This window comes from Zhongshania aquimaris (genome assembly GCF_019312595.1).
GTDB lineage: Bacteria > Pseudomonadota > Gammaproteobacteria > Pseudomonadales > Spongiibacteraceae > Spongiibacter > Spongiibacter aquimaris.
Window position 1 is genome coordinate 24005 of record NZ_JAHWDQ010000001.1, and the last position, 21520, is coordinate 45524.

The 21520-nt window shown below is 48.8% G+C and carries 21 protein-coding genes; 11 read left to right on the top strand and 10 right to left on the bottom strand.

Features of this window, described 5'->3' with window-relative positions; translation table 11 throughout:
• The first annotated feature begins 23 nt into the window (after positions 1-23).
• The 4 genes from KXJ70_RS00110 (at position 24) to KXJ70_RS00125 (ending at position 3568) form a co-directional block, all read left to right on the top strand.
• Positions 24-917, top strand: a complete 894-nt coding sequence (locus KXJ70_RS00110) for a tyrosine-protein phosphatase (protein ID WP_219041446.1) — start codon at positions 24-26, stop codon at positions 915-917.
• The gene (locus tag KXJ70_RS00115) at positions 917-2059 is read left to right on the top strand and encodes a methyltransferase (protein WP_219041447.1); all 1143 of its coding nucleotides are present in this window, start codon (positions 917-919) and stop codon (positions 2057-2059) included. Before KXJ70_RS00110 ends, KXJ70_RS00115 begins: the two co-directional genes overlap by 1 nt.
• 102 nt (positions 2060-2161) lie before the next feature.
• Complete coding sequence (locus KXJ70_RS00120; protein ID WP_219041448.1) at positions 2162-2662, top strand: low molecular weight protein-tyrosine-phosphatase; 501 nt, start codon at positions 2162-2164, stop codon at positions 2660-2662.
• 33 nt (positions 2663-2695) lie between these two features.
• Positions 2696-3568, top strand: coding sequence for a TIGR03619 family F420-dependent LLM class oxidoreductase (locus KXJ70_RS00125; protein WP_219041449.1), 873 nt, complete (start codon positions 2696-2698; stop codon positions 3566-3568).
• Between the two features lie 19 nt (positions 3569-3587).
• Here the strand turns inward: KXJ70_RS00125 and rlmD are convergent, their stop codons facing one another.
• Both rlmD and KXJ70_RS00135 read right to left on the bottom strand, forming a co-directional pair.
• A complete protein-coding gene (gene rlmD / locus KXJ70_RS00130; RefSeq protein WP_219041450.1) occupies positions 3588-4904 on the bottom strand; it encodes a 23S rRNA (uracil(1939)-C(5))-methyltransferase RlmD in 1317 nt (438 codons plus the stop codon).
• Positions 4904-5224 (bottom strand): hypothetical protein, encoded by a 321-nt coding sequence (locus tag KXJ70_RS00135; RefSeq protein WP_219041451.1) that lies wholly within the window; start codon positions 5222-5224, stop codon positions 4904-4906. Before KXJ70_RS00135 ends, rlmD begins: the two co-directional genes overlap by 1 nt.
• Before the next feature lie 129 nt (positions 5225-5353).
• Between KXJ70_RS00135 and KXJ70_RS00140 the strand changes: the two genes are divergently transcribed.
• Complete coding sequence (locus KXJ70_RS00140) at positions 5354-6427, top strand: 3-deoxy-7-phosphoheptulonate synthase (RefSeq protein ID WP_219041452.1); 1074 nt, start codon at positions 5354-5356, stop codon at positions 6425-6427.
• Between the two features lie 185 nt (positions 6428-6612).
• On the opposite strand, the gene KXJ70_RS00145 is transcribed toward KXJ70_RS00140, so the two are convergent.
• From KXJ70_RS00145 to nfuA, 4 genes are all read right to left on the bottom strand, one after another.
• A complete protein-coding gene (locus tag KXJ70_RS00145; protein ID WP_219041453.1) occupies positions 6613-7350 on the bottom strand; it encodes an endonuclease/exonuclease/phosphatase family protein in 738 nt (245 codons plus the stop codon).
• A gap of 8 nt (positions 7351-7358) precedes the next feature.
• Positions 7359-7886 carry a YchJ family protein gene (locus KXJ70_RS00150; RefSeq protein WP_219041454.1) on the bottom strand — a complete coding sequence of 176 codons (528 nt, stop codon included), beginning with the start codon at positions 7884-7886 and terminating at the stop codon, positions 7359-7361.
• Positions 7829-8254, bottom strand: a complete 426-nt coding sequence (locus tag KXJ70_RS00155; RefSeq protein WP_219041455.1) for an acyl-CoA thioesterase — start codon at positions 8252-8254, stop codon at positions 7829-7831. The genes KXJ70_RS00150 and KXJ70_RS00155 overlap by 58 nt, the downstream gene beginning before the upstream one ends.
• A 74-nt stretch (positions 8255-8328) precedes the next feature.
• Positions 8329-8931, bottom strand: coding sequence for a Fe-S biogenesis protein NfuA (gene nfuA, locus KXJ70_RS00160; RefSeq protein ID WP_219041456.1), 603 nt, complete (start codon positions 8929-8931; stop codon positions 8329-8331).
• 150 nt (positions 8932-9081) lie between these two features.
• On the opposite strand from nfuA, the gene metH reads away from it, so the two are divergent.
• Together metH and KXJ70_RS00170 are read left to right on the top strand one after the other, a co-directional pair.
• The gene (gene metH, locus KXJ70_RS00165) at positions 9082-12780 is read left to right on the top strand and encodes a methionine synthase (protein ID WP_219041457.1); all 3699 of its coding nucleotides are present in this window, start codon (positions 9082-9084) and stop codon (positions 12778-12780) included.
• Between the two features lie 50 nt (positions 12781-12830).
• Positions 12831-13040, top strand: a complete 210-nt coding sequence (locus KXJ70_RS00170; protein WP_219041458.1) for a DUF2970 domain-containing protein — start codon at positions 12831-12833, stop codon at positions 13038-13040.
• A 69-nt stretch (positions 13041-13109) separates the two neighbouring features.
• Here the strand turns inward: KXJ70_RS00170 and KXJ70_RS00175 are convergent, their stop codons facing one another.
• Complete coding sequence (locus KXJ70_RS00175; RefSeq protein ID WP_219041459.1) at positions 13110-13229, bottom strand: methionine synthase; 120 nt, start codon at positions 13227-13229, stop codon at positions 13110-13112.
• A gap of 367 nt (positions 13230-13596) precedes the next feature.
• On the opposite strand from KXJ70_RS00175, the gene KXJ70_RS00180 reads away from it, so the two are divergent.
• The 3 genes from KXJ70_RS00180 to KXJ70_RS00190 all read left to right on the top strand — a co-directional run bounded on the left by KXJ70_RS00180 (position 13597) and on the right by KXJ70_RS00190 (position 17003).
• Positions 13597-15240, top strand: coding sequence for a nitrite/sulfite reductase (locus tag KXJ70_RS00180; protein WP_219041460.1), 1644 nt, complete (start codon positions 13597-13599; stop codon positions 15238-15240).
• Positions 15233-15712 carry a DUF934 domain-containing protein gene (locus KXJ70_RS00185; protein WP_219041461.1) on the top strand — a complete coding sequence of 160 codons (480 nt, stop codon included), beginning with the start codon at positions 15233-15235 and terminating at the stop codon, positions 15710-15712. Before KXJ70_RS00180 ends, KXJ70_RS00185 begins: the two co-directional genes overlap by 8 nt.
• A 124-nt stretch (positions 15713-15836) precedes the next feature.
• The gene (locus tag KXJ70_RS00190) at positions 15837-17003 is read left to right on the top strand and encodes a cation:proton antiporter domain-containing protein (RefSeq protein ID WP_219041462.1); all 1167 of its coding nucleotides are present in this window, start codon (positions 15837-15839) and stop codon (positions 17001-17003) included.
• A gap of 18 nt (positions 17004-17021) precedes the next feature.
• On the opposite strand, the gene KXJ70_RS00195 is transcribed toward KXJ70_RS00190, so the two are convergent.
• From KXJ70_RS00195 to KXJ70_RS00205, 3 genes are all read right to left on the bottom strand, one after another.
• Positions 17022-17591, bottom strand: coding sequence for a YceI family protein (locus KXJ70_RS00195; protein WP_219041463.1), 570 nt, complete (start codon positions 17589-17591; stop codon positions 17022-17024).
• A 198-nt stretch (positions 17592-17789) separates the two neighbouring features.
• Complete coding sequence (locus KXJ70_RS00200; RefSeq protein WP_219041464.1) at positions 17790-18719, bottom strand: electron transfer flavoprotein subunit alpha/FixB family protein; 930 nt, start codon at positions 18717-18719, stop codon at positions 17790-17792.
• The gene (locus KXJ70_RS00205; protein ID WP_219041465.1) at positions 18719-19468 is read right to left on the bottom strand and encodes an electron transfer flavoprotein subunit beta/FixA family protein; all 750 of its coding nucleotides are present in this window, start codon (positions 19466-19468) and stop codon (positions 18719-18721) included. The genes KXJ70_RS00200 and KXJ70_RS00205 overlap by 1 nt, the downstream gene beginning before the upstream one ends.
• A gap of 388 nt (positions 19469-19856) precedes the next feature.
• Between KXJ70_RS00205 and KXJ70_RS00210 the strand changes: the two genes are divergently transcribed.
• Positions 19857-21509: an electron transfer flavoprotein-ubiquinone oxidoreductase gene (locus KXJ70_RS00210; RefSeq protein WP_219041466.1), complete on the top strand. Its 1653-nt coding sequence runs from the start codon at positions 19857-19859 to the stop codon at positions 21507-21509.
• Positions 21510-21520: the final 11 nt, after the last annotated feature.

Here is a 21520-nt window from a genome sequence, read left to right on the forward strand (position 1 = left end):
CATTAATATTAGAATCTAATTATATGAATACCATAGATTTAATACACACCACACCGCAATCTTCGGATCAATCTGTACCGGCTGAAATTCGCCCAATCCCCGCGCTATTGCCGGCCTCACAGCGCCAGTCTGTCCGCAAGCTAGACTTTGACGGAATGTATAATTTTCGCGACCTCGGCGGGTATCGCACCACTGACAATCGTCAGCTTAAATGGGGACAAGTCTATCGTGCAGATAAGCTATCCTCACTCACCTCAGAAGACCAGCAGTTTATTGTGCGCCTCGGAATTCGCCAAGTAAGCGACTTTCGATCTGAGGAAGAGCGCATAGAGTCACCTCATAAACTGCCAGCCAGCACTGGAATTACGGTAAAAGAGCTACCGATTACAGTCGATGCAGCACAGATTGAGCATATAACCGCCAGGCTCCAAGAAGAAAATGTAACTGCAGACGACATGGCGCACTTTTTAATCGAAGCCAACCGCGAAATGGTTGAGCGCTTTACCCCAACCTACCGTGAGTGGCTGCAAAATCTATTGGACGAAAGCAGCTACCCCCAGGTTTTTCATTGCACAGCTGGCAAAGATCGCACCGGTCTAGGCGCAGCCTTGCTGATGAGCATACTGGGTGTACCTTACGACACGATTTTGGAAGATTATCTTTCAACCAATACTTTCACTGCAGAGCGGGTTGAACATATTGTCCATTACGTGCATGAAAAAACCATGCACCAAGTGAATCAAGACGTTATTCGAACCTTATTTACAGTTCAAGAGCAGTATTTAGGCGAAGCCTTTAAAGCCATCACCGAAGAATACGGCGACGTCGATAACTACATCGAGACCGCTTTAGGTTTTGGGCAAACTGAGCGCTTAGCAATACAGGCCCTACTTCTTGAACCTGTTAGCGATCTCTAATGCCCCACACCGCCATCTTTGCTACGCCATTTAATAGCCTGCAACTTAGCCGCCGGCCGCACCGCGAACGCGAAACCTTGCAAGCTTGGGATGCGGCTGATGAATATTTATTACACCACATCGCCGAGCTAAATATTGCCGACGACAGTCGCCTGCTAATTGTTAACGACAGTCAGGGTGCATTAAGTACCGCACTTTCCGCCTATAACTGCACCCTGTGGGCAGATTCGGCAATAAGCGCGCTGTCCACTACCGAGAATTGCACTCGCAATGGCGTAAGGCCGCCGGTATTTATGCCTGCCACTGATCAGCCGGAAGGCCGTTTTGACTACATATTGTACAAACTGCCCAAAAGTCGCTCTCTACTTCAATACCAGCTACAGCATTTAGCGTCCTTGGTTTTGCAACCGGAACAATTTATTGCTGCGGCAATGGCTCGCCATATTGACCACCATGTTGTCGCCGCGTTTGCTAAAAACCATGCTCCCGCCAGACCGAGTTTAGCGCGCAAAAAAGCGCGACTGATTCAATTACAGGCTGCGCCGCAAGATATCGCGATTAACGACGACACCAAAGTCATTACCCTGACTGAATTCGATTTAACACTGCATAACCGCGCCAATGTCTTTTCGAGGGATAAGTTAGATATAGGTAGCCGGCTCATGCTGCGGGCAATGGATAAATTGGCAGCGCCCAGTCACATCGCAGATTTAGCCTGCGGCAATGGCTTGCTGGGTATTTATGCTGGCCGTAAATGGCCGCAGGCGCGACTCCACTTCTTTGATGATTCGTTTTTAGCGCTAGATTCTGCCCGTAAAAACTGCCAAGCCAACCTAGCACAAGTCTCGCAAATCGACACCGACGACCTTTCTTTTAGTGCTGACGACTGTTTGTCCAACTACCAGGGCGCGGCCTTTGATTTGATTTTATGCAATCCGCCATTCCATCAAGATCACCATGTCGGCGACCACATTGCCCAAACCATGTTTCGCGATTGCCAAAAACACCTTGCGGATAACGGCCGACTTTGCGTTGTCGGCAACCGCCACTTGGGCTATCACGTCACACTAAAAAAACTATTTGGACGCTGCGACGTGATCGAGTCTGATTCGAAATTTGTTGTGCTCTTGGCCTATCGCTAAAACTGCTATAGCTGGTGACTCCCCACCAAACGGATGATGTCACACAGGAGCAGGAATGCTACTTTAGACCCAGTATTCATCGATTGGAAAGCCTGCGCTGTAATGTCAATTCATGTGGTTTTTGTTTGTCTGGGTAATATCTGCCGCTCCCCTGCAGCACAGGGTGTGTTTGAAGAGCTACTAAAACAAAACGGTTTAACAACCGCGATAAGCGTAGATTCTTGCGGCACTGCAGCGTTCAATATCGGTAAATCCCCAGACACCCGGTCGGTGCAGGCAGCGCTGAAGCGCGGCTATCGCATTGATCATCAAATAGCGCGACAAATTGACGATAGCGACTACGAGCGCGCGGATTACGTGGTAGCAATGGACCGCATGAACCTGACCAATATTGTCGCGTGGGCACCTGCGGGCTACAGCGGTGAATTAAAGTTGTTAATGGATTACTGCGGCAACGCCGGCAACACCCAAATTCCAGACCCCTACTATGGCGATGACTCGGCGTTTGATCTTGTTATTGCACAAATTGAGAATGCCGCTGCGGGTTTGTTGACATATATTTGTGAAAAACATGAGTTAAAGCCTGCCGACAAGGCGGTTTAATATTCAAACCAATAACAATAATAGGAAATCGTCATGCGATTTGTTTTATCGACGTCGTTTAGCAGCGTCGCAGATTTAAAAAAATTAGCTATTGCCGCAGATGACTGCGGCTGGGAAGCAATGTCATTCTCTGATCACGTCGTGAATCCAGAAAAAATTACCACTCCCTACCCTTATACCGAAAACGGCGAGCGCCGCTGGCAAGCTTTTACTGACTGGCCTGACCCTTGGGTCATGATCGGCGCCTTAGCCAGTATTACCCGCAATTTGAAATTCACCAATAATATATTTGTGTTGCCCATGCGGAACCCGTTTTTGGTCGCTAAGGCCATCAGCACAGCGGCGATCATATCTGATAATCGGGTGATCCCCGCAATCGGAGTGGGCTGGTCGAAGGATGAATTTCAGTTGTTACAACAGGATTTCCACTCCCGCGGCAAGCGCGCCGACGAGATGGTCGAGATAATGCGCCTGCTATGGACCGGTGAGCTGGTTGAGTATCAGGGTAAGCACTACCAATTCCCCCCCTTGGAAATGAACCCAGCACCCAGCGCGTATATTCCCATATGGGTAGGCGGCATTAGCGAAGCGGCTATGCGCCGCGCAGCGAGAATGGCAGATGGCTGGGTAACGGATTTGCAAACGAGCGATGATATTCTCGCCAGCATTGCAAAGATCAAGGAGTACCGCCGTGAATACGGCCGCGACCATTTGCCATTTTCTGTGATGGCAACCCCTTCAGATGCGTTTACGATCGACGGCTACCGTCGCTTAGAGGAAGGGGGTGTAAGTCATATTTTGACTATGCCTTGGCCCTTTTATCACGGCGACACCCAGGATGTGGAGAAGAAGATCGACGGCATAAAACGCTATGCGGACGATTATATCAGCGCTTTTAACCGTTAGATTTTAATGCCTCTGCACATCAGCGCCTAAGAAAAACCGCACTTTCGACATGGTGGGTATGTGGAAACATATCCGCCATAGCCGCATCGTCGACCTTAAACCCCGCCTGCTTAAGGATCGCGAGATCCCGCGCCAAGCTTGCTGGGCCGCATGAAATATAGACAATGCAGTTAATTGCTTGGCAGGCCGCTAATTGTTCGCACAGCGTTTTTGCGCCGGCACGGGGTGGATCTAACACCACTTTACGACAGCCCACGGGAATCGTAATTGCATCGGGATCAAATAAATCTGCGCAAAAATAGGTGGCAGGCAGGCTCTTCTCCAGTGCTTGCTGATTTGCGCATTCGATCATGCCCGCGCCCGCATCGAAGCCCATCACTTGTACGCCAGATTGCGCCAGGGCAAGGCTGAAATTACCGAGACCACAAAAGTAGTCAGCAATTAGTTCATCCGCTTCTGGCGCCAGCCAAGCGATGCACTGGGCGATAGTCTGACGATTAATTGCTGTGTTCACCTGGGTAAAATCCCCAGGCTGATAACGCAATGTCAGTGAATCCGTAACTTGGTAAGACAGCGACGCCCCAGCCCCTCGCCACGACGGCCCCTTTGTACCTACTACGCTGTGCAAAAACGCTGGTGCGGCGATATTTTGGGCGAGCTGCTCGCTGCGCTTCACATCTACAAAGCCGTCTTTTTGAATACGTATGCCAACCCGACCGTCGCGATCTGCGCTAAACACCACTTCGCCACTGGCCTTGTGACCAAAATAACGTGCCAGTGAATCTCTGGACTTAGCTAATGCAGTATTGATGGCGTCTTCGAGCAAGGGACACTGTTCAACACCCACAATACTGTGACTTGATTTAGCTTTAAATCCAAGTTCACCATTGGCATAGGCTAAGCGCGCGCGATGGCGATAGCGGGTCGCGCTAGCCTGAATTATTGCAGGGCTAAATACGGGAGATTCTCCGCCATCAATAAGCTTGCTGAGTCTCGCCAGCTTGTAGTTAAGTTGTGCTTGGTAGTCCAGGTGCTGAAGCTGGCAACCACCGCACTGATCGTAGATGGCGCAAATCGGGGTCACCCGATCTGGTGATTGCGTGTTGATCTCAACCAGCTCTGCTTCGTCAAAGCGTTTGTGAGAGCGCGAAATTTTTGCCTTTACGTGTTCGCCAGGCAGCGCACCGCCAACAAAAACCACCTTGTTATTGTAGCGAGCAACGCCGCGACCATCGTCAGCCAAACTTTCGATCTGCAAATCTAATAGCTGCGACGGTACTTTCGCCGGCGCTTTCTTAGCGGGCTTAAATGTATTAATGGCGCGATGTTTTGCCATTATTTTAGCCCCTTATTGGGAATAAACTGCTGATAATGAGTAAGGCAGGCCTGCTTGCGCTCAGCCAAGATCCGTTGTTCAACGGCATTTTCCGCTGTCGTCTCAGCCAGTTCCTCGCAGGGCAGCTCAGTAAAGTCGCGATTTTGGCTGGGCTCAATACGGATTTGCGGTGTCAGTTTCACAACGGGCAAGTCAGCCTCTTCATTTGCATAGGCGGGTGTGACTAACAAAAAGCAAACTGAAAAACTGCAGATACCCGCCAGTCGACATATCGGGGCAACACCCGGAACGCACTTAACTTGGAAACGATTTTGGCTCACTCGGTAATTTTCCCTGCAAATTCAGCGTATTTTACCTGCCTAAGGCGGTACTGGATATTTAATTGGCATACTTTTACGTTAGAATGGTGAGCTGAATTAAGTTTATAGGTCTCCGAAACCGGAAGTATTATGTCTAACACCGTTATTGAAAACGTCAATGTCGATGCGCAGGAAATTCTTATCACCCCTGCTGCATTAAAAGCTGCTCTGCCAATGAGCGACGCCGCTAAAGAAGTTGTTTCACGTGGTCGCGATACTGTCAGAAATATCCTGGACGGCAAAGATCACCGCATGTTTGTGGTTGTGGGCCCATGCTCTATCCACGATGTGGACGCGGCAATGGACTATGCTCGGCGCTTAAAGAAATTAGCCGATGAAGTTAGTGACACGCTGGTTATAATCATGCGCGTGTATTTCGAAAAGCCCCGCACCACCGTAGGCTGGAAAGGCTTAATCAACGACCCTTATTTAAATGACACCTTTAAAATTGAAGACGGTCTCCACATCGGTCGCAAATTGCTACTCGATATTAGCGAGCTGGGTTTGCCAACCTCAACCGAAGCATTAGACCCCATTTCGCCGCAGTATTTGCAAGATTGCATCTCTTGGTCGGCGATTGGTGCGCGCACCACCGAATCACAAACCCACCGAGAAATGGCCAGTGGCCTGTCCTCCGCCGTGGGCTTCAAAAATGGCACCGACGGCGGCTTAACCGTTGCACTAAACGCCATTGGTTCAGCGGTAAAACCACACCGGTTTCTGGGCATTAATGGCGAAGGGCAAGTTGCGGTCATCCATACCCGAGGGAACGCCTACACCCATATCGTTCTGCGCGGCGGCAGCCAAGGCCCCAATTACGATTCAGTGCATATTAAGTTGTGCGAAGCAGAGTTGGATAAGTGCGGCATACCCTTGAATATTATGGTGGATACCAGTCACGCGAATTCCAGTAAGCAGCCATCGCTGCAGCCCCTGGTTATTGAAAACGTGACCAATCAGGTGATTGAAGGCAACACCTCTATTATTGGCCTAATGGTAGAAAGCAATATTAATGCTGGCAATCAAAGCATTCCGGAAGATCTGTCCAAGCTCGCTTACGGTGTGTCGGTCACTGACGGCTGTATTGGCTGGGAAGACACGGAAACCGCGCTGCGAACTATGCGCGAACGCTTAAAAGATGTACTGCCAAAGCGAAAACGCTAAGGTTTTTAGAGCCTGTGATTAAAGCGCCTGCGGGCGCTTTTTTTTGCCTAAACTTTTGGATAAGGAAAATCCAATATGCTGCGCGGCACGTAAAGCCCATGCTTCACAACCATAATGCATGGTTTATTTGCCCCTAGCTTCTAGGGGCTTTTTTTCGCTATCTCTCAAAAGCCAGCCCAAAATACTCACTTAATGAGCTCTAGTTCTGCGTAAAGAGCGCAGTGATCTGAGAGTGAGCGCCAAGGTTCACCACTAAGCCGCTTCGCCGTCACTGCAGTAAAACCTCTAAAATAAATTCTATCTAATCGCAGTACGGGACGCTTGGCCGGAAAGGTTTTGGCAAGCCTACCGTTCGCCTGCACAGATGCTTCGCACAAATTTAAGATACGCTTAAAGCGTGAATGCAGCGAGCCGCTCCAGTCGTTAAAGTCGCCGGCGATGATTAACGGTGCATCAGCAGGAATTTTCTCTGCTATAACCGCTTCCAAACGCTTGAATTGCCGGCGACGCTCCCAGCCCAGCAGGCCCATATGCACGCAAATCACATAGATACCAGGCTCAATGACACTGAGTAGCAAGCCGCGCTGTGAGCGTCGATACACAGAGACATCGATATTCTCGCTGTCGACAATCGGGTATTTGCTGAGAATGGCATTGCCGTGGTGACCGTGGTCATACACTGCATTTTTACCGTAGGAGAAATGCGGCCAAACCGTGTCAGCCAGAAACTCAAATTGACCCTCGTCAATCCAACCATCGATCTGCGAGGCGTGCTGGCTGTTTTCGCCAACGACTTCCTGAAGAAAAACCACTTCGGCATCGACACTACGAATACTTTCGCGAATTTGCTTGAGAAGGAATTGCCGATTTGCAGAACAAAAACCTTTGTGCACATTGTAGGAAAGGACGCGTAATACCGACATTCAAGCTCCTATTCGGGATGGCACTTCTTTATTTTCCGACCGCTACCGCACCAGCAGGTTTCATTCCTGGCAAGTGAGATTGGCGGTAGCATATCACCATCCACATAAAACCATTGGCCGTCTTCAAAAAGAAATCGCGAGCGCTCATGGAGTTGCCCGCTGGTATCGCCATCGATGTAAAATGCCGCGAACTCGACCTCGCCCTGTTGCTGACCATCCTTACCTTGCTGGCTGCGAATGACCTTGAGCGAGCGCCATTCGGTACTACCAAAGCTGCGCAGCAGCGCCTTCTTACTTTCCTTGGCCCGCTTATCTAAATGTAAAGTGGCAAGTAGGTAATCTGCATTTTGAAGACAAAAAGCACTAAATCGGGAGCGCATTAGCGCTTCGGCACTTGGCGCCGCACTCTCACCACTTAAGTACTTATTACAACATTGGTCGAAATGAGTACCGCTGCCGCAGTAGCAAAGCACGATACCTAGGATTCGTTTGTCGTTTCTGGGGGAAGCACACCACTGATATCGGTCGCCTCCCATTCGGTTGGGAGTGCAGTGGACTTTCTGGTTTCGCGATCAAAGCCAACCAATACCGTTTGGCAGGTAGTCGCCAGCGCGCCATTAGCATAGATGTGATGCTCGATGGTCATACTCTTGGTACCCATTTTTGAGCACCAAGTGTCTACTATCACGGTGTTATCAAAGCAAATCTCGCGAAGCATATCCATTTTAACGCTGGCAACAACGTGCGACGGATTCGCGCGCTCGCTAATATTAGAAACGTTTCTAAAAAACGTGACCCGCGCCAAATCAAAATATTGAGCGTAGTAGCTGTTTGATACGTGCCCGAGGATATCAAGGTCGGAAAACCGCACCTGAATCTCTGTGCGCGAATGGGGTAACTGCATAGTGTATTGTCCTAGAGAGCCAAGCCCTAAGCATAAGGGCTGGCTTTTTTGAGTGCGCTGGCGATCGCGCGTTACTATTTGAAGTAAGCGTTCTCGGTATTGCTGTGGTCGGTAGAGTCCTTAACACCGGCTAAGCCAGGCACTTTTTCTATTAAGGTTTTCTCAACACCTTCTTTAAGCGTGACATCGACCATGCCGCAACCTTGGCAGCCGCCGCCAAACTTCAAAATGGCAAACTTATCGTCAGTCAGCTCCTGGAGTGACACTTCTCCACCGTGCGCTGCCAATGAAGGGTTTACTTCGTTGTAAAGAACATAGTTAATTTGATCTTCTAACGGGCTATTTGCATCGACGCGCGGTAACCGCGCATTAGGTGCCTTGATCGTTAGCTGCCCACCCATGCGATCCTTGGAGTAATCGATAAACGCTTCGTCCAAGAATGGGATGCTCCGCCCCTCAAAATAGGCTTTGAATTGCGGGTAGTCACGTATCACATCATGTTCAGTCATATCGCCTTCGCGGCAATAGGCGATGCAGGTTTCCGCTTTCGGTGTACCAGGTTGCGTAATGAACACCCGTACGCCAATCACATCATCCTGCTTTGTCAAAAGATCCGCGAGGTAGTCTTGGGCTGACTCTGTGATCGTCAAATTAACGGCTGTTTGCTCTGTCGACATAATTACCTCTGTATATCTCGCTGTTTTGCCAAACAATTTCAATGCTGGGCCGTGTATCTGTTAGAATTGCACAGTTTACCATGAAGCCCATTCCGGCCACAGCCCGAGACGCGCTTTAGCTATTTAATTGTTTTTAATATCAGGATATTCATGAGCCAGCCCACGCATCGCATCGCCCAACTCACCCAAGCACTAAAAGATCGCATATTGATTATCGATGGTGCTATGGGCAGTTTGATTCAAAGCTATAAGCTTGAGGAGATGGACTATCGCGGCTCTCGTTTTGCTGAATTCCATAAAGATTTAAAGGGTAATAATGATTTATTAACCCTCACTCGGCCAGACGTTATTCGAGAGATCCATCAAGCCTATTTAGATTCCGGTGCAGATGTCATCGAAACCAATACCTTTAATTCAACGGCTGTTGCCCAAGACGATTATGAGCTAGGCGAGATAGCTGAAGAGTTAAATCGTGCTGGCGCCGCGTTAGCGCGCGAAGTCTGCGATGCAGAAACGGCTAAGAATCCCGACAAACCGCGTTTCGTCGCCGGTGTCATCGGCCCCACCCCGCGCACCGCGTCTATCTCACCAGACGTAAATGATCCCGGCGCCCGCAATATTAATTTTGATCAGCTCGTAGAAAATTACTATGCAGCGACTCGCGGCCTGATTGATGGCGGCGCCGATATTCTGATGATTGAGACGGTATTTGACAGTCTCAACGCCAAAGCAGCGGTCTACGCGGTATTGCAATACTTTGAAGACAGCGGCAAAAAGCTGCCGATTATGATCTCCGTGACCTTCCCTGACACCAGTGGCCGAACCTTGTCTGGGCAGACCCCAACAGCTTTCTGGAATTCTATCGCCCACGCAAAGCCATTGATCATCGGTACAAATTGTGGCCGTAGATTCAGTGAGATACGACCATTTGTTGAAGAGCTTTGTGAAGCATCTGACTGCTATTTTAGCGGTCACTTTAATGCTGGCCTACCCAATGAGTTTGGTGAATACGACGAAACGCCTGAGGACATGCACGGCGAGTTAAAAGAGTTTGCACAGCGCGGCTTCTTGAATTTGGTCGGCGGTTGCTGCGGCACCACACCCGCACACATAAAAGCCATAGGCGAAGCGATGGACGGTATTGCACCTCGGCCACTGCCAATTCGTGAGCCCATATGCCGTTTAGCCGGTTTAGAGCCCTTTCATATTGGCCCCGACTCCCTGTTTGTGAATGTCGGCGAACGCTGCAACGTCACTGGCTCGGCTGCATTCAAACGCCTAATCCTGGAAAATGACTACGATGCAGCACTGTCGGTTGCCCGTCAGCAAGTGGAGAATGGTGCTCAGGTTATCGACATCAATATGGATGAAGGCATGCTCGATGCCGAGAAAGCCATCGTCACCTTCTTAAACTTGGTTGCCGCAGAGCCGGATATTTGCCGGGTTCCCATTATGGTCGACTCATCCAAATGGGATGTGATCGAAGCGGGACTCAAGTGCATTCAGGGTAAGCCTGTCGTCAACTCCATCTCGCTAAAGGAAGGCGAGCAAGAATTTCGCGAGCGCGCCCGCTCCTGCTTAAAGTACGGCGCTGCGGTGGTCGTCATGGCTTTTGACGAAGACGGCCAAGCAGACACCTTTAAGCGCAAATCTGAAATCTGCAAGCGCAGCTACGATATCTTGGTTGATGAAATAGGCTTTCCGCCACAAGACATTATTTTTGACCCGAATATTTTTGCAGTCGCTACCGGCATAGATGAGCACAACAATTACGCCGTCGACTTTATTGAAGCGACAGCTTATATCAAAAAAGAGCTTCCCTATGCGATGGTATCGGGCGGCGTTTCAAACGTGTCGTTCTCCTTTCGTGGCAACAATCCTGTGCGAGAGGCTATTCACTCCGTATTTCTATACCACGCCATTAAGGCCGGTATGGACATGGGGATTGTTAACGCCAGCCAGCTAGCTATTTACGACGACCTACCCGCTGAGCTGAAGGATCACGTAGAAGACGTTATTCTCAATCGCCGCAGCGACAGCACCGAGCGCCTGCTCAACATTGCCGACAAATACAAAGGCGATGGCAGCACCGCCGAAAACAAAGAAGATCTGAGCTGGCGTGAGCTGCCAGTAAATAAGCGGATTGAGCATGCCTTGGTGAAAGGTATATCAACCTATATAGAAGAAGATGCAGAAGCTGCACGCGCCGCCGCCGTTAAACCCATAGATGTTATAGAAGGCGCATTAATGGACGGCATGAACGTGGTTGGAGATCTTTTCGGCGACGGTAAAATGTTTCTGCCGCAGGTGGTCAAATCCGCTCGGGTAATGAAACAGGCGGTCGCCTACCTCAACCCCTATATCGAGGCGGGTAAAGAAGTGGGCGCCAAAGCCAACGGCAAAGTACTGATGGCAACGGTCAAAGGCGATGTTCATGATATTGGCAAAAATATCGTCGGTGTTGTGCTGCAATGCAATAACTTCGAGGTGATAGATCTCGGCGTGATGGTCTCTTGTGAAAAAATACTAGAAACCGCGAAGCGCGAAAATGTCGACATAATCGGCCTGAGCGGCCTGATCACCCCTTCTTTAGACGAAATGGTTCATGTGGCAAGTGAGATGGAACGCCTTGGCTTCACGATTCCCCTCATGATTGGTGGCGCAACAACATCAAAAGCACATACAGCCGTAAAAATTGAACCTAGATACAAGAATGATGCCACTGTATACGTCGCCGATGCCTCGCGCAGCGTTGCTGTAGCCACACAGCTCATTAGCCAAGATCTAAAGGCAGCTTTTGTTGCTGAGCGTAAAGACGAATATGAGCGCGTTCGCGCGCGCCGCGCCGGCAACCAAGGCAAAAAACGGCTTCACAGCTACCAAGCAGCCTGCGATTTGGCCTATCAATGGGACTGGGCAAACTACACGCCCCCTACTCCAACATTTTTGGGCACACGGGCATTTACCGACTACCCGCTAGAAGAGCTCAGAGAAACAATCGACTGGACCCCCTTCTTTATTTCGTGGGGCTTGGCGGGCAAATACCCGAAAATCCTCGATGATGAAACGGTTGGCGAAGCGGCGCGCAATCTGTTTAAAGACGCGCAGCAAATGCTGGACAAAATCATTAGCGAGAAATTGCTACAGGCAAACGGTGTAATCGGCTTTTGGCCCGCCAAGCGCTCTGGTAGCGATGATATTGCCGTGTTTAATCCGGCGGGCGGCAAGCAGCTGGCAACGCTGCATCATCTTCGCCAGCAGTCTCAAAAGCCAGATGATAAGCCTCAGATGAGCTTGGCTGACTACATTGCGCCAGAAGAAAGTGGTATTGCCGACTTCGTTGGTGGCTTTGCGGTAACAACCGGCTTGGGCGCTGATGAACTCGCGGCCCAATACGAGAAAGCGAACGACGATTACAATTCCATCATGGTCAAGGCGCTGGCTGACCGCTTAGCCGAGTCCTTTGCCGAGACGCTCCACCGCCGTGTTCGCAAAGAGTTCTGGCACTACGCGCCCGATGAAGAGCTAACAAATGAGCAGCTTATCAAGGAAAGCTACCAAGGAATTCGGCCTGCACCGGGGTATCCCGCCTGCCCGGACCACACTGAAAAAACAACGCTGTTTGAGTTATTAGACGCCACCAATGAAACAGGTATTATTTTAACAGAGCACTTGGCGATGCACCCCGCCGCGGCAGTCAGTGGATTTTATTACTCTCACCCGCAATCGCGTTATTTTGCTGTGGGCCGCATTGCGAAGGATCAGGTTGCCTCCATAGCCAAACGCAAGGGCATGGAAATGACCGCAATGGAGCGGTGGTTGTCGCCAATTTTGGATTACGATCCATAGCCACTCGAACTAACCGCTGCGCACGAATTGAATATTGATAGGAGTTATAAATGACAGATTCCGACGACGACACCAAGAAGCCTGGCCCAATTGCAGTTATTGGAAGCGTAATTTCGGCGGCTTTTGGTGTGCAGAGCAGTAAAAATCGAGAACGCGACTTCACCCATGGCCGCTTTAGAAACTACGTCATTACCGCGATTATTTTCGTTGGCGTCTTTATCGCCACCGTCTATACCATCGTGCAAATAGTCTTGAAATAAGACTGCGTCTTGATATTCAGTCATAAAAAAAGCCGCAAACGCGGCTTTTTTTATGACGTCAACATGGTTCTAAGTCGGCATGCCTTGCAGCCAATATACAACAGTGCCGACAACGAGAACTAAAATAGCAACAGCGGCGCAGACATCAGCAAAATCGTCTTCACGCTGTTCTTGAGTTTGATCAGACATGGGAGCCTCATAATACGAGTAAAAAGACGCCGAAGTTCGGCAGATAAATTCGACGACATTGTAGCAAAAAATACTTTCTTGGTTAGCTTTTATTCGCAGCAATAGGGATATTCGCAGATAATTAGGACTGCATGGGCAAATTAAATAGCGCCTGCCCCCTCCCGCACTGCCGACTTACCAAGGGCTTACCTGAACACCGTATAAGCATTACCCACAAAATCAGTTAGCACATTGCCGCTTTACTCTTTACCATTACGGCCGTAAAACGTGATCTCAGGTGATTTTCAGCGTAAAATGCGGAGCGTTTTTTTAAGCAGCGCAGCATAGCGCGCTACTACCCGCCAAAACTCTTTAGACAAAGGTTTCTATGTACACTTACGACAACTTTGACCGTCAGATTGTCAGTCAGCGCGTCGCGCAGTTTCGCGATCAGACTCAGCGCTATCTCGATGGAAAAATAACGGATGAGCAATTTTTGCCACTGCGTTTGCAAAATGGCCTATACGTGCAGCGCCTTGCGCCCATGATGCGCATCGCTGTGCCCTATGGCACGTTAAACGCAAACCAATTGCGTAAGCTTGCCCATATTAGCCGCAAATACGACAAAGGCTATGCGCATATCAGCACGCGTCAAAACGTGCAGTTAAACTGGCCAAAGCTGGAGGAAGTACCCGATATATTGGCTGAACTGCTCGAAGTTGAAATGCATGCCGTGCAAACCAGCGGTAATTGCATTCGCAATACGACTGCCGATCAATTTTCTGGCGTCGCGGCAGATGAGATTGAAGATGCCCGCCCGTATTGTGAAATCATTCGTCAGTGGTCAACCTTTCACCCCGAGTTTGCGTTCTTACCACGCAAATTTAAAATTGCGGTGTGCGGCTCAGAATCAGATCGCGCAGCTATAATGATGCACGACATCGGCTTGCAGATTACTCATGACGCTGAAGGCAAAACCGCGTTTAAGGTATTTGTCGGTGGCGGTTTGGGACGCACACCGGTTATCGGCAGCCTTATTCACGATAGTTTAGAACCTGAGCACCTGCTCACCTATCTCGAAGCCATATTGCGGGTATACAATCAGCTCGGTCGTCGCGACAACAAATTTAAAGCTCGAATAAAAATCTTAGTGCGCGCGATGGGCGCCGAGGCGTTTAAAGCGGAAGTCGAAAAAGAGTGGGCACACATCAAGGATGGCGCGCTGAGCCTAACCGACGAAGAAATCGAGCGCGCCAAATCCTTTTTTGTACCGCCTAGCTACCAAACGCTAGCGCAAGAGGACATGCAGGCCCTCGCGCTAGAAAGTGCTGACTTTGCACGCTGGTTGCAACACAACACCCATGAACACAAGGTGTCTGGCTATCGTATCGTTACCTTGGCGCTGAAGACCGTTGGCGTCGCACCAGGGGATATCACCGCTGAACAATTCGAAGCGGTTGCAGATCTATCTGAACGCTATGGCTTTGGTGAAATACGCAGCACCCACCAGCAAAACCTAGTATTGCCAGATGTAAAACAACGCGATCTTTTTGCACTCTGGAAAGAACTTGTCGCCCTAGAAGTTGCCTCTCCCACCGTAGGCACCCTAAATGACATTATTTGCTGCCCAGGCGGTGATTTCTGCTCTTTAGCCAATGCGAAATCGATACCTATCGCGGAAGCCATTCAGCGCCGCTTCGATGATATCGATTACGTATACGACCTCGGCGAGATTGAACTCAATATATCTGGATGCATGAACGCGTGTGGCCACCATCATATTGGAAATATTGGAATATTGGGCGTAGACAAGAAAGGCCAAGAGTTTTATCAGGTGTCCCTTGGCGGTAGCCAAGGTTTAAATGCATCTATCGGTTCAATTCTCGGCCCATCCTTTGCGCAAGATCAAGTGCCGGATGTTATTGAAAAAGTATTGGAAACATATGTAAATCTACGCCAGCCAGAAGAACGCTTTTTAGATACATTCCGTCGCGTTGGCATTGACCCCTTCAAGGAGCGCGCCTATGCCTAAGATTATTAAAGACCAACAAATTTGTGACGATAGTTGGCAAGTATGGCGCGACACTGAGACCCTTCCAGAAACCGCTGGGTACATTGTTCCTTTGAGCTTATGGCTGAGCAACAAGGAAGCCCTCAAGTCTATGGGTGATGTTGCTGTCTTTCTTGCCAGCGATGAATCACCAAAAGCGCTTGGCAATGACGTAAACGAGCTAGGCCTTATCGCAGTGGATTTTCCGAAATTTGCTGACGGCCGTGGCTTTTCCTATGGCCGCGAATTGCGCGAGCAATTAGGTTTTACGGGCGACTTGCGAGCAATAGGCGACTTCATTCGCGATCAACTGTATTTCCTTAATCGCTGCGGCTTCAATAGCTTTGCGTTGGAGACCGCTGACCTTGAAGAGTCGCTGGCAAGCTTCCAGGATTTTTCTGAGTCATACCAAGTGGGCATCGATCAAAAGCTGCCACTGTTTCGCCGCCGCTAAATACCCATATTGTAAGTGAAGCCACAATGCCGTCTAAATGACGGCATTTTTTATTTCCAGTATTGTTTCGTAGCGCCAGCCTGTGTGATGATGCTTTTTCCGCCACACATTGAGGGAATCACGCGTGGACGCCAGCCTGACCTCATCTTTTTTTATGATATTCAGCGGTGCGGCGGTACTTGCGTCAATCGCCCTTTACACAAGACAACCGCTATTAATCGCCTACATTGCCTTGGGTGCCATCATCGGTCCCTATGGAACTGGCTGGGTCACTGATTTAAAGCTGCTCGCCGAAATTGCCGAATTTGGCATTATTTTTTTGCTGTTTCTGCTCGGCTTGGATATGCAACCCAAAGCCTTGCTAAGCACCCTGAAAAAAGCGACGGTGGTTGCGCTTGCAAGCTCCCTCGCGTTTGCCGCCATTGGCTTTGTACTCGCCTACAATTTTGGCTTTAGCATGACAGAAAGCCTTATTGTCGGCGCAGCGATGATGTTTTCTAGCACCATCATCGGCATAAAACTCCTGCCAACAACTGCGCTTCATCATCGTCACACGGGCGAACTGATGGTGGGCTTACTACTATTACAAGACATAATCGCGATTTTTGTGTTACTCGTTTTATTCAGTATGAGTCAGGGTGAATTTTCATTCACCAATTTACTGACCACGCTTGCCGCCCTTCCCGCAATGATTTTATTTGCCTTCGGTTCAGTTCGCTATGTGTTGTTACCAATGCTTATGCGCTTTGACCGGTTCCACGAATATATATTTCTACTGGCAATTGGCTGGTGCTTGGGTATGAGCGAGGCCGCACATGCGCTGGGACTATCTGCAGAAATTGGCGCTTTTTTGGCTGGTATCAGTTTGGCAACAAGTCCAATTTCACAATACATCGCAATCAGCCTAAAACCATTGAGGGACTTTTTCTTAATTTTATTTTTCTTTTCACTTGGTGCACGCTTCGACTTAAGTCTACTTTCCGCAATCCTTTTACCTGCGGTGATACTTGCCGGCCTCGTCCTCACCTTAAAACCGATCATTTTCCGCTACCTCATTCACGGTATGAGTGAGACTAAAAAACTAGCGTGGGATCTCGGGTTTCGCATGGGGCAGATTAGTGAGTTCTCATTGTTAATTGCCTATGTGGCAGCGGAAATGGTGTTAATTGGGCAGGAGGCATCACACTTAATTCAGGCCACCGCTATTATTAGCTTTGTCGTTTCCTCGTATATTGTGGTGTTTAACTACCCTACGCCCATCGGGATTTCAGATAAATTGCGGCGAGACTAATCTCTCGCCGCGTATTTTTTACTGAAATACCACCGAGAAAGTGACGGGCACAACCAAATCAATATTTTGCAACCCAGCCAAACTGCGAAGCTTACCGATACCAGGCGCTAGTTCGAAGCTATTGGCACTAATAAACGCTGGCGAGCTTGTTGCCGCATGGAAGCTTTCATCGCTACGCTTGGTGACAATCACCTCGAAAACGACAGGCGCCGTCTTACCGTGAAGCTTAAGCTCACCCCGTAATTCAATATTTTTTTGCTCCCCGACAGCCATGGCATTTAAGTTCGCCATTTCGACCGTTGCGCTATATGTCGCGCTTGGAAATTTATCAATCTGAAACAAGTGCTCGCGCATGCGATCGTTTCGAATATCGATACCAGTTTCTACGCTAGACAAATCAACAATTAACTCTGCTTTACCGGTGGCGTCATCAATACTGCCGGTCAGTGATGAGAAACTCATCAACTCTGCTACCGCGTCGTTTTTGACCGTTACAAAATTTAAAACCGACGCCTCTTTGACTAGTTCAAGTGCATTCAGCCCGCCCATCGGAAGTAATAAGGCTAAGGCACATACTAGTTTTTTCATGACTAACTCCTTTTGCTTTTGCAGTGTTTAAATAACTTATAACAAATACTAAGCTCAAAACGGATAAATACAGAAATTTATTTTATATGAACAGTTGTGACCTTTGAGATCAAAAACTATTCCATAAAACAGCTTTAAACAGGCAAAAAAAAGCCCGGTTTTTATACCGGGCTTATTTCACTGCATGTTTGCAATTGTTTACAGGCTTGAATCTAGCTCTGGAACAGCGTCAAACAAATCTGCAACTAGACCGTAATCTGCAACCTGGAAGATCGGCGCATCTTCGTCTTTGTTAATAGCAACAATGACTTTCGAGTCTTTCATACCGGCCAAATGCTGTATCGCGCCAGAAATACCAACGGCAATATACAAGCCAGGAGCAACGATTTTACCAGTCTGACCGACCTGCATATCGTTAGGTACAAAGCCTGCATCAACAGCTGCGCGTGAAGCACCCACCGCTGCACCAAGCTTGTCAGCCAAAGAATACAACATAGCGAAGTTGTCGCCATTTTGCATGCCGCGACCACCAGATACGACAATGCCTGCTGCAGTCAGTTCTGGGCGATCGCTCTTAGCAACTTCTTCACGAACGTAGCTTGACTTACCAGCATCATGCGCGCTCGCAACTGCTTCTACCGATGCACTACCACCCTCTGCAGCAACTGCGTCGAAAGCAGTGGTACGAACAGTAATGACCTTAATCGCATCAGAAGACTGGACGGTTGCAATTACGTTACCTGCGTAGATTGGACGCTTGAACGTGTCTGCGCTTTCAACCGAGATAATTTCAGAAATTTGCGCAACATCTAGCAGTGCAGCAGCACGCGGTAAGGTGTTTTTACCGTTAGTCGTTGCTGGCGCTAAAATGTAGCCATAGTCTTTGCCAAGCTCAGCTACCAAAAGGCTCACATTTTCAGCGAGTTGGTGACCGTAGGCAGCATTGTCAGCAACTAGCACTTTGCTAACGCCTTCAATCTTAGCCGCCGCTTCCGCAGCAGCGCCACAAGCCTCACCAGCAACAAGAACAGTAATGTCGCCACCAATTGCTTTTGCAGCAGCAACTGTATTTAACGTAGCGCCTTTAATAGAGGCGTTATCGTGTTCTGCAAGAATTAAAATACTCATCAGATTACTTTCGCCTCGTTTTTCAGCTTATCAACAAGTTCAGCAACGTCTGCAACTTTAATACCCGCTTGACGTTCTGCAGGCGGCTCAACCTTCAAGGTGGTCACTCGAGGAGCCACTTCAACACCTAGCTCTTCTGGTGTCATAGTGTCTAAAGGCTTCTTCTTTGCCTTCATAATATTTGGCAGCGATGCGTAACGTGGCTCATTCAAGCGCAGGTCAGTTGTTACAACCGCAGGCAATGCCAATTTAACAACCTGTGAGCCGCTATCAACTTCACGGGTAACAGTAACGCTATCGCCTTCAACAACGACTTCTGACGCAAATGTACCCTGCGACATGCCAGTTAATGCAGCCAGCATTTGTCCAGTTTGATTGTTATCGCCATCGATAGCCTGTTTGCCAAGAATAACCATTTTTGGCTCTTCTTTGTCGACAACGGCTTTCAGCAATTTAGCGATCGCTAAAGGCTGAACTTCAACGTCTGTCTCTACCAAAATACCGCGATCAGCGCCCAAGGCCAAAGCAGTACGAATCTGCTCTTGGCATACTTTAGCACCAATTGAGACAGCAACTATTTCAGTTACCACGCCTTTTTCTTTCAGACGTACGGCCTCTTCAATGGCAATTTCGCAAAATGGATTAATAGCCATTTTTACATTATTCAGATCAACGCCAGTACCGTCCGATTTCGGACGTACTTTTACGTTGTAGTCAACTACTCGTTTGACAGCAACCAGAACCTTCATGGATTCCCCAGTACACGCGTAAATTAATAGGAATGGCTTTATATCCCTACGCTGTGGAACGATTAATCAGTCCCATCCGGATAAAGCCCCTTTTCAAAGCGCCGTTATATTGACGCTTATAAGACCTAAGGTCAATAAAAGCAGTATATTCACGACACGAATAACAACTATCCGAAAGCGAATCTTATTTTGATGCAAGCTTAATAAGGTTTTGTTTAAAAAAGGTTTTTTTTACTGTATCTACGGAAACAATAAGAAATAAGTAAGGAATTAAAGCAGTGCTAAAGTAGCGTTTTAAGGGCTCAAGTTTTATAATTCGCGCTTTCCATCAGTGATTAATGCCCCAAAATAAGGGCAATGCTGGTAATGCATACAGAGGAGAGAGTCTGTGGAACGCGAATCAATGGAGTTTGACGTCCTAATCGTTGGGGCTGGTCCCGCCGGTTTAGCTGCGGCGTGTAAAATTCGTCAGTTAAGCGAAAGCACCGGAAAGGATATCAGCGTTTGCGTTGTAGAAAAAGGCTCAGAAGTCGGCGCCCATATCTTGTCAGGTGCGGTTTTTGAACCCACTGCTCTGAACGAGCTATTCCCAGACTGGAAAGAAAAAGGCGCCCCGCTCAATACGCCGGTCACTGGTGACGACATTTACTATATGACCAGTGCGGAGAAAGCGATCAAAGTTCCTGGTTTTGCCGTCCCTAAAACCATGCACAATGAAGGCAACTACATTATTAGCCTTGGTAATTTGTGCCGCTGGATGGCAGAGCAAGCCGAGGGGATGGGTGCGGAAATATACCCTGGATTCGCAGCTGCAGATGTACTATTCCATGAAGACGGCAGTGTAAAGGGTGTTGTTACTGGCGATATGGGTATTGCTGAAGATGGCAGCCATAAAGACAGCTATATGCCAGGCATGGAACTTCACGCCAAATACACACTATTCGCAGAAGGGTGCCGCGGCCACCTTGGCAAGCGCCTGATGGAAAAGTTTGACCTGAATGCCGGCAAAGACCCCCAGCATTACGGCATTGGTATTAAAGAGCTTTGGAAAATCGATCCAGCCAAGCACGAAGAAGGCAAAGTAATGCATGCCGCAGGCTGGCCTCTTGCTGAAAATGGTGCGGCTGGTGGTAGCTTCCTTTACCACATTGAAGACAATCAAGTGTCGATTGGTTTGATTACCGATCTTTGCTACGACAACCCATACTTATCGCCCTTTGAAGAATTTCAACGCTTTAAAAAGCACCCTAAGGTAATGCAATACTTAGAAGGTGGTGAGCGTATTTCTTATGGCGCCCGCGCCATCGCCAAAGGTGGTTTGCAGTCACTACCCAAAATGACCTTCCCCGGCGGCTTACTGATTGGCTGTGATGCCGGCACGCTGAACTTTGCCAAAATTAAAGGCAGCCACACGGCGATGAAATCAGGCATGATTGCCGCGGAAGTAGTTCACAAGGCAATCACCGAGAACGAAGCCACCGGCGCAGAATTAAGCGAATATACCACGGCCTTCGAAGCCTCGTCAGTTTACAAAGAGCTCTACGAGCAACGTAACTTTGGTCCAGCACAGCACAAATTGGGCAACTTTTTTGGCTCAGCTTACGCCTTCCTTGATCTTAATATCTTTGGTGGTAAGTTGCCGTGGACATTAAGTGACACCCACCCTGACCATGCAGAAATGAAGCCTGCGGCGGAATCGAAGAAGATTACTTATCCCAAGCCGGATAATAAAATCACCTTTGACCGTTTAACCTCTGTCTTCTTGTCAAACACGAATCACGAAGAAGACCAGCCCTGCCATCTGACCCTGAAAGATCCAGCGCTACCTATTCGTGACAATTTACCGAAATATGCCGAGCCCGCTCAACGCTACTGTCCGGCGGGCGTTTATGAAGTGATTGAAGATGAAAATGGACCGCGCTTTCAGATCAACGGTCAAAACTGTGTCCACTGTAAAACCTGTGATATTAAAGACCCCGCTCAGAATATTGTGTGGGTCACACCTGAAGGTTTGGGTGGTCCCAACTATCCCAATATGTAATTAAAAAGGGC

What these genes read in the sequence shown, in the direction of transcription:
- KXJ70_RS00110 (WP_219041446.1), top strand. Translation starts at nt 24, where the DNA reads ATGAATACCATAGATTTAATACACACCACACCGCAATCTTCGGATCAA.
- KXJ70_RS00115 (WP_219041447.1), top strand. Translation starts at nt 917, where the DNA reads ATGCCCCACACCGCCATCTTTGCTACGCCATTTAATAGCCTGCAACTT.
- KXJ70_RS00120 (WP_219041448.1), top strand. Translation starts at nt 2,162, where the DNA reads ATGTCAATTCATGTGGTTTTTGTTTGTCTGGGTAATATCTGCCGCTCC.
- KXJ70_RS00125 (WP_219041449.1), top strand. Translation starts at nt 2,696, where the DNA reads ATGCGATTTGTTTTATCGACGTCGTTTAGCAGCGTCGCAGATTTAAAA.
- rlmD (WP_219041450.1), bottom strand. Translation starts at nt 4,904, where the DNA reads ATGGCAAAACATCGCGCCATTAATACATTTAAGCCCGCTAAGAAAGCG.
- KXJ70_RS00140 (WP_219041452.1), top strand. Translation starts at nt 5,354, where the DNA reads ATGTCTAACACCGTTATTGAAAACGTCAATGTCGATGCGCAGGAAATT.
- KXJ70_RS00145 (WP_219041453.1), bottom strand. Translation starts at nt 7,350, where the DNA reads ATGTCGGTATTACGCGTCCTTTCCTACAATGTGCACAAAGGTTTTTGT.
- KXJ70_RS00150 (WP_219041454.1), bottom strand. Translation starts at nt 7,886, where the DNA reads ATGGGAGGCGACCGATATCAGTGGTGTGCTTCCCCCAGAAACGACAAA.
- KXJ70_RS00155 (WP_219041455.1), bottom strand. Translation starts at nt 8,254, where the DNA reads ATGCAGTTACCCCATTCGCGCACAGAGATTCAGGTGCGGTTTTCCGAC.
- nfuA (WP_219041456.1), bottom strand. Translation starts at nt 8,931, where the DNA reads ATGTCGACAGAGCAAACAGCCGTTAATTTGACGATCACAGAGTCAGCC.
- metH (WP_219041457.1), top strand. Translation starts at nt 9,082, where the DNA reads ATGAGCCAGCCCACGCATCGCATCGCCCAACTCACCCAAGCACTAAAA.
- KXJ70_RS00170 (WP_219041458.1), top strand. Translation starts at nt 12,831, where the DNA reads ATGACAGATTCCGACGACGACACCAAGAAGCCTGGCCCAATTGCAGTT.
- KXJ70_RS00175 (WP_219041459.1), bottom strand. Translation starts at nt 13,229, where the DNA reads ATGTCTGATCAAACTCAAGAACAGCGTGAAGACGATTTTGCTGATGTC.
- KXJ70_RS00180 (WP_219041460.1), top strand. Translation starts at nt 13,597, where the DNA reads ATGTACACTTACGACAACTTTGACCGTCAGATTGTCAGTCAGCGCGTC.
- KXJ70_RS00185 (WP_219041461.1), top strand. Translation starts at nt 15,233, where the DNA reads ATGCCTAAGATTATTAAAGACCAACAAATTTGTGACGATAGTTGGCAA.
- KXJ70_RS00195 (WP_219041463.1), bottom strand. Translation starts at nt 17,591, where the DNA reads ATGAAAAAACTAGTATGTGCCTTAGCCTTATTACTTCCGATGGGCGGG.
- KXJ70_RS00200 (WP_219041464.1), bottom strand. Translation starts at nt 18,719, where the DNA reads ATGAGTATTTTAATTCTTGCAGAACACGATAACGCCTCTATTAAAGGC.
- KXJ70_RS00205 (WP_219041465.1), bottom strand. Translation starts at nt 19,468, where the DNA reads ATGAAGGTTCTGGTTGCTGTCAAACGAGTAGTTGACTACAACGTAAAA.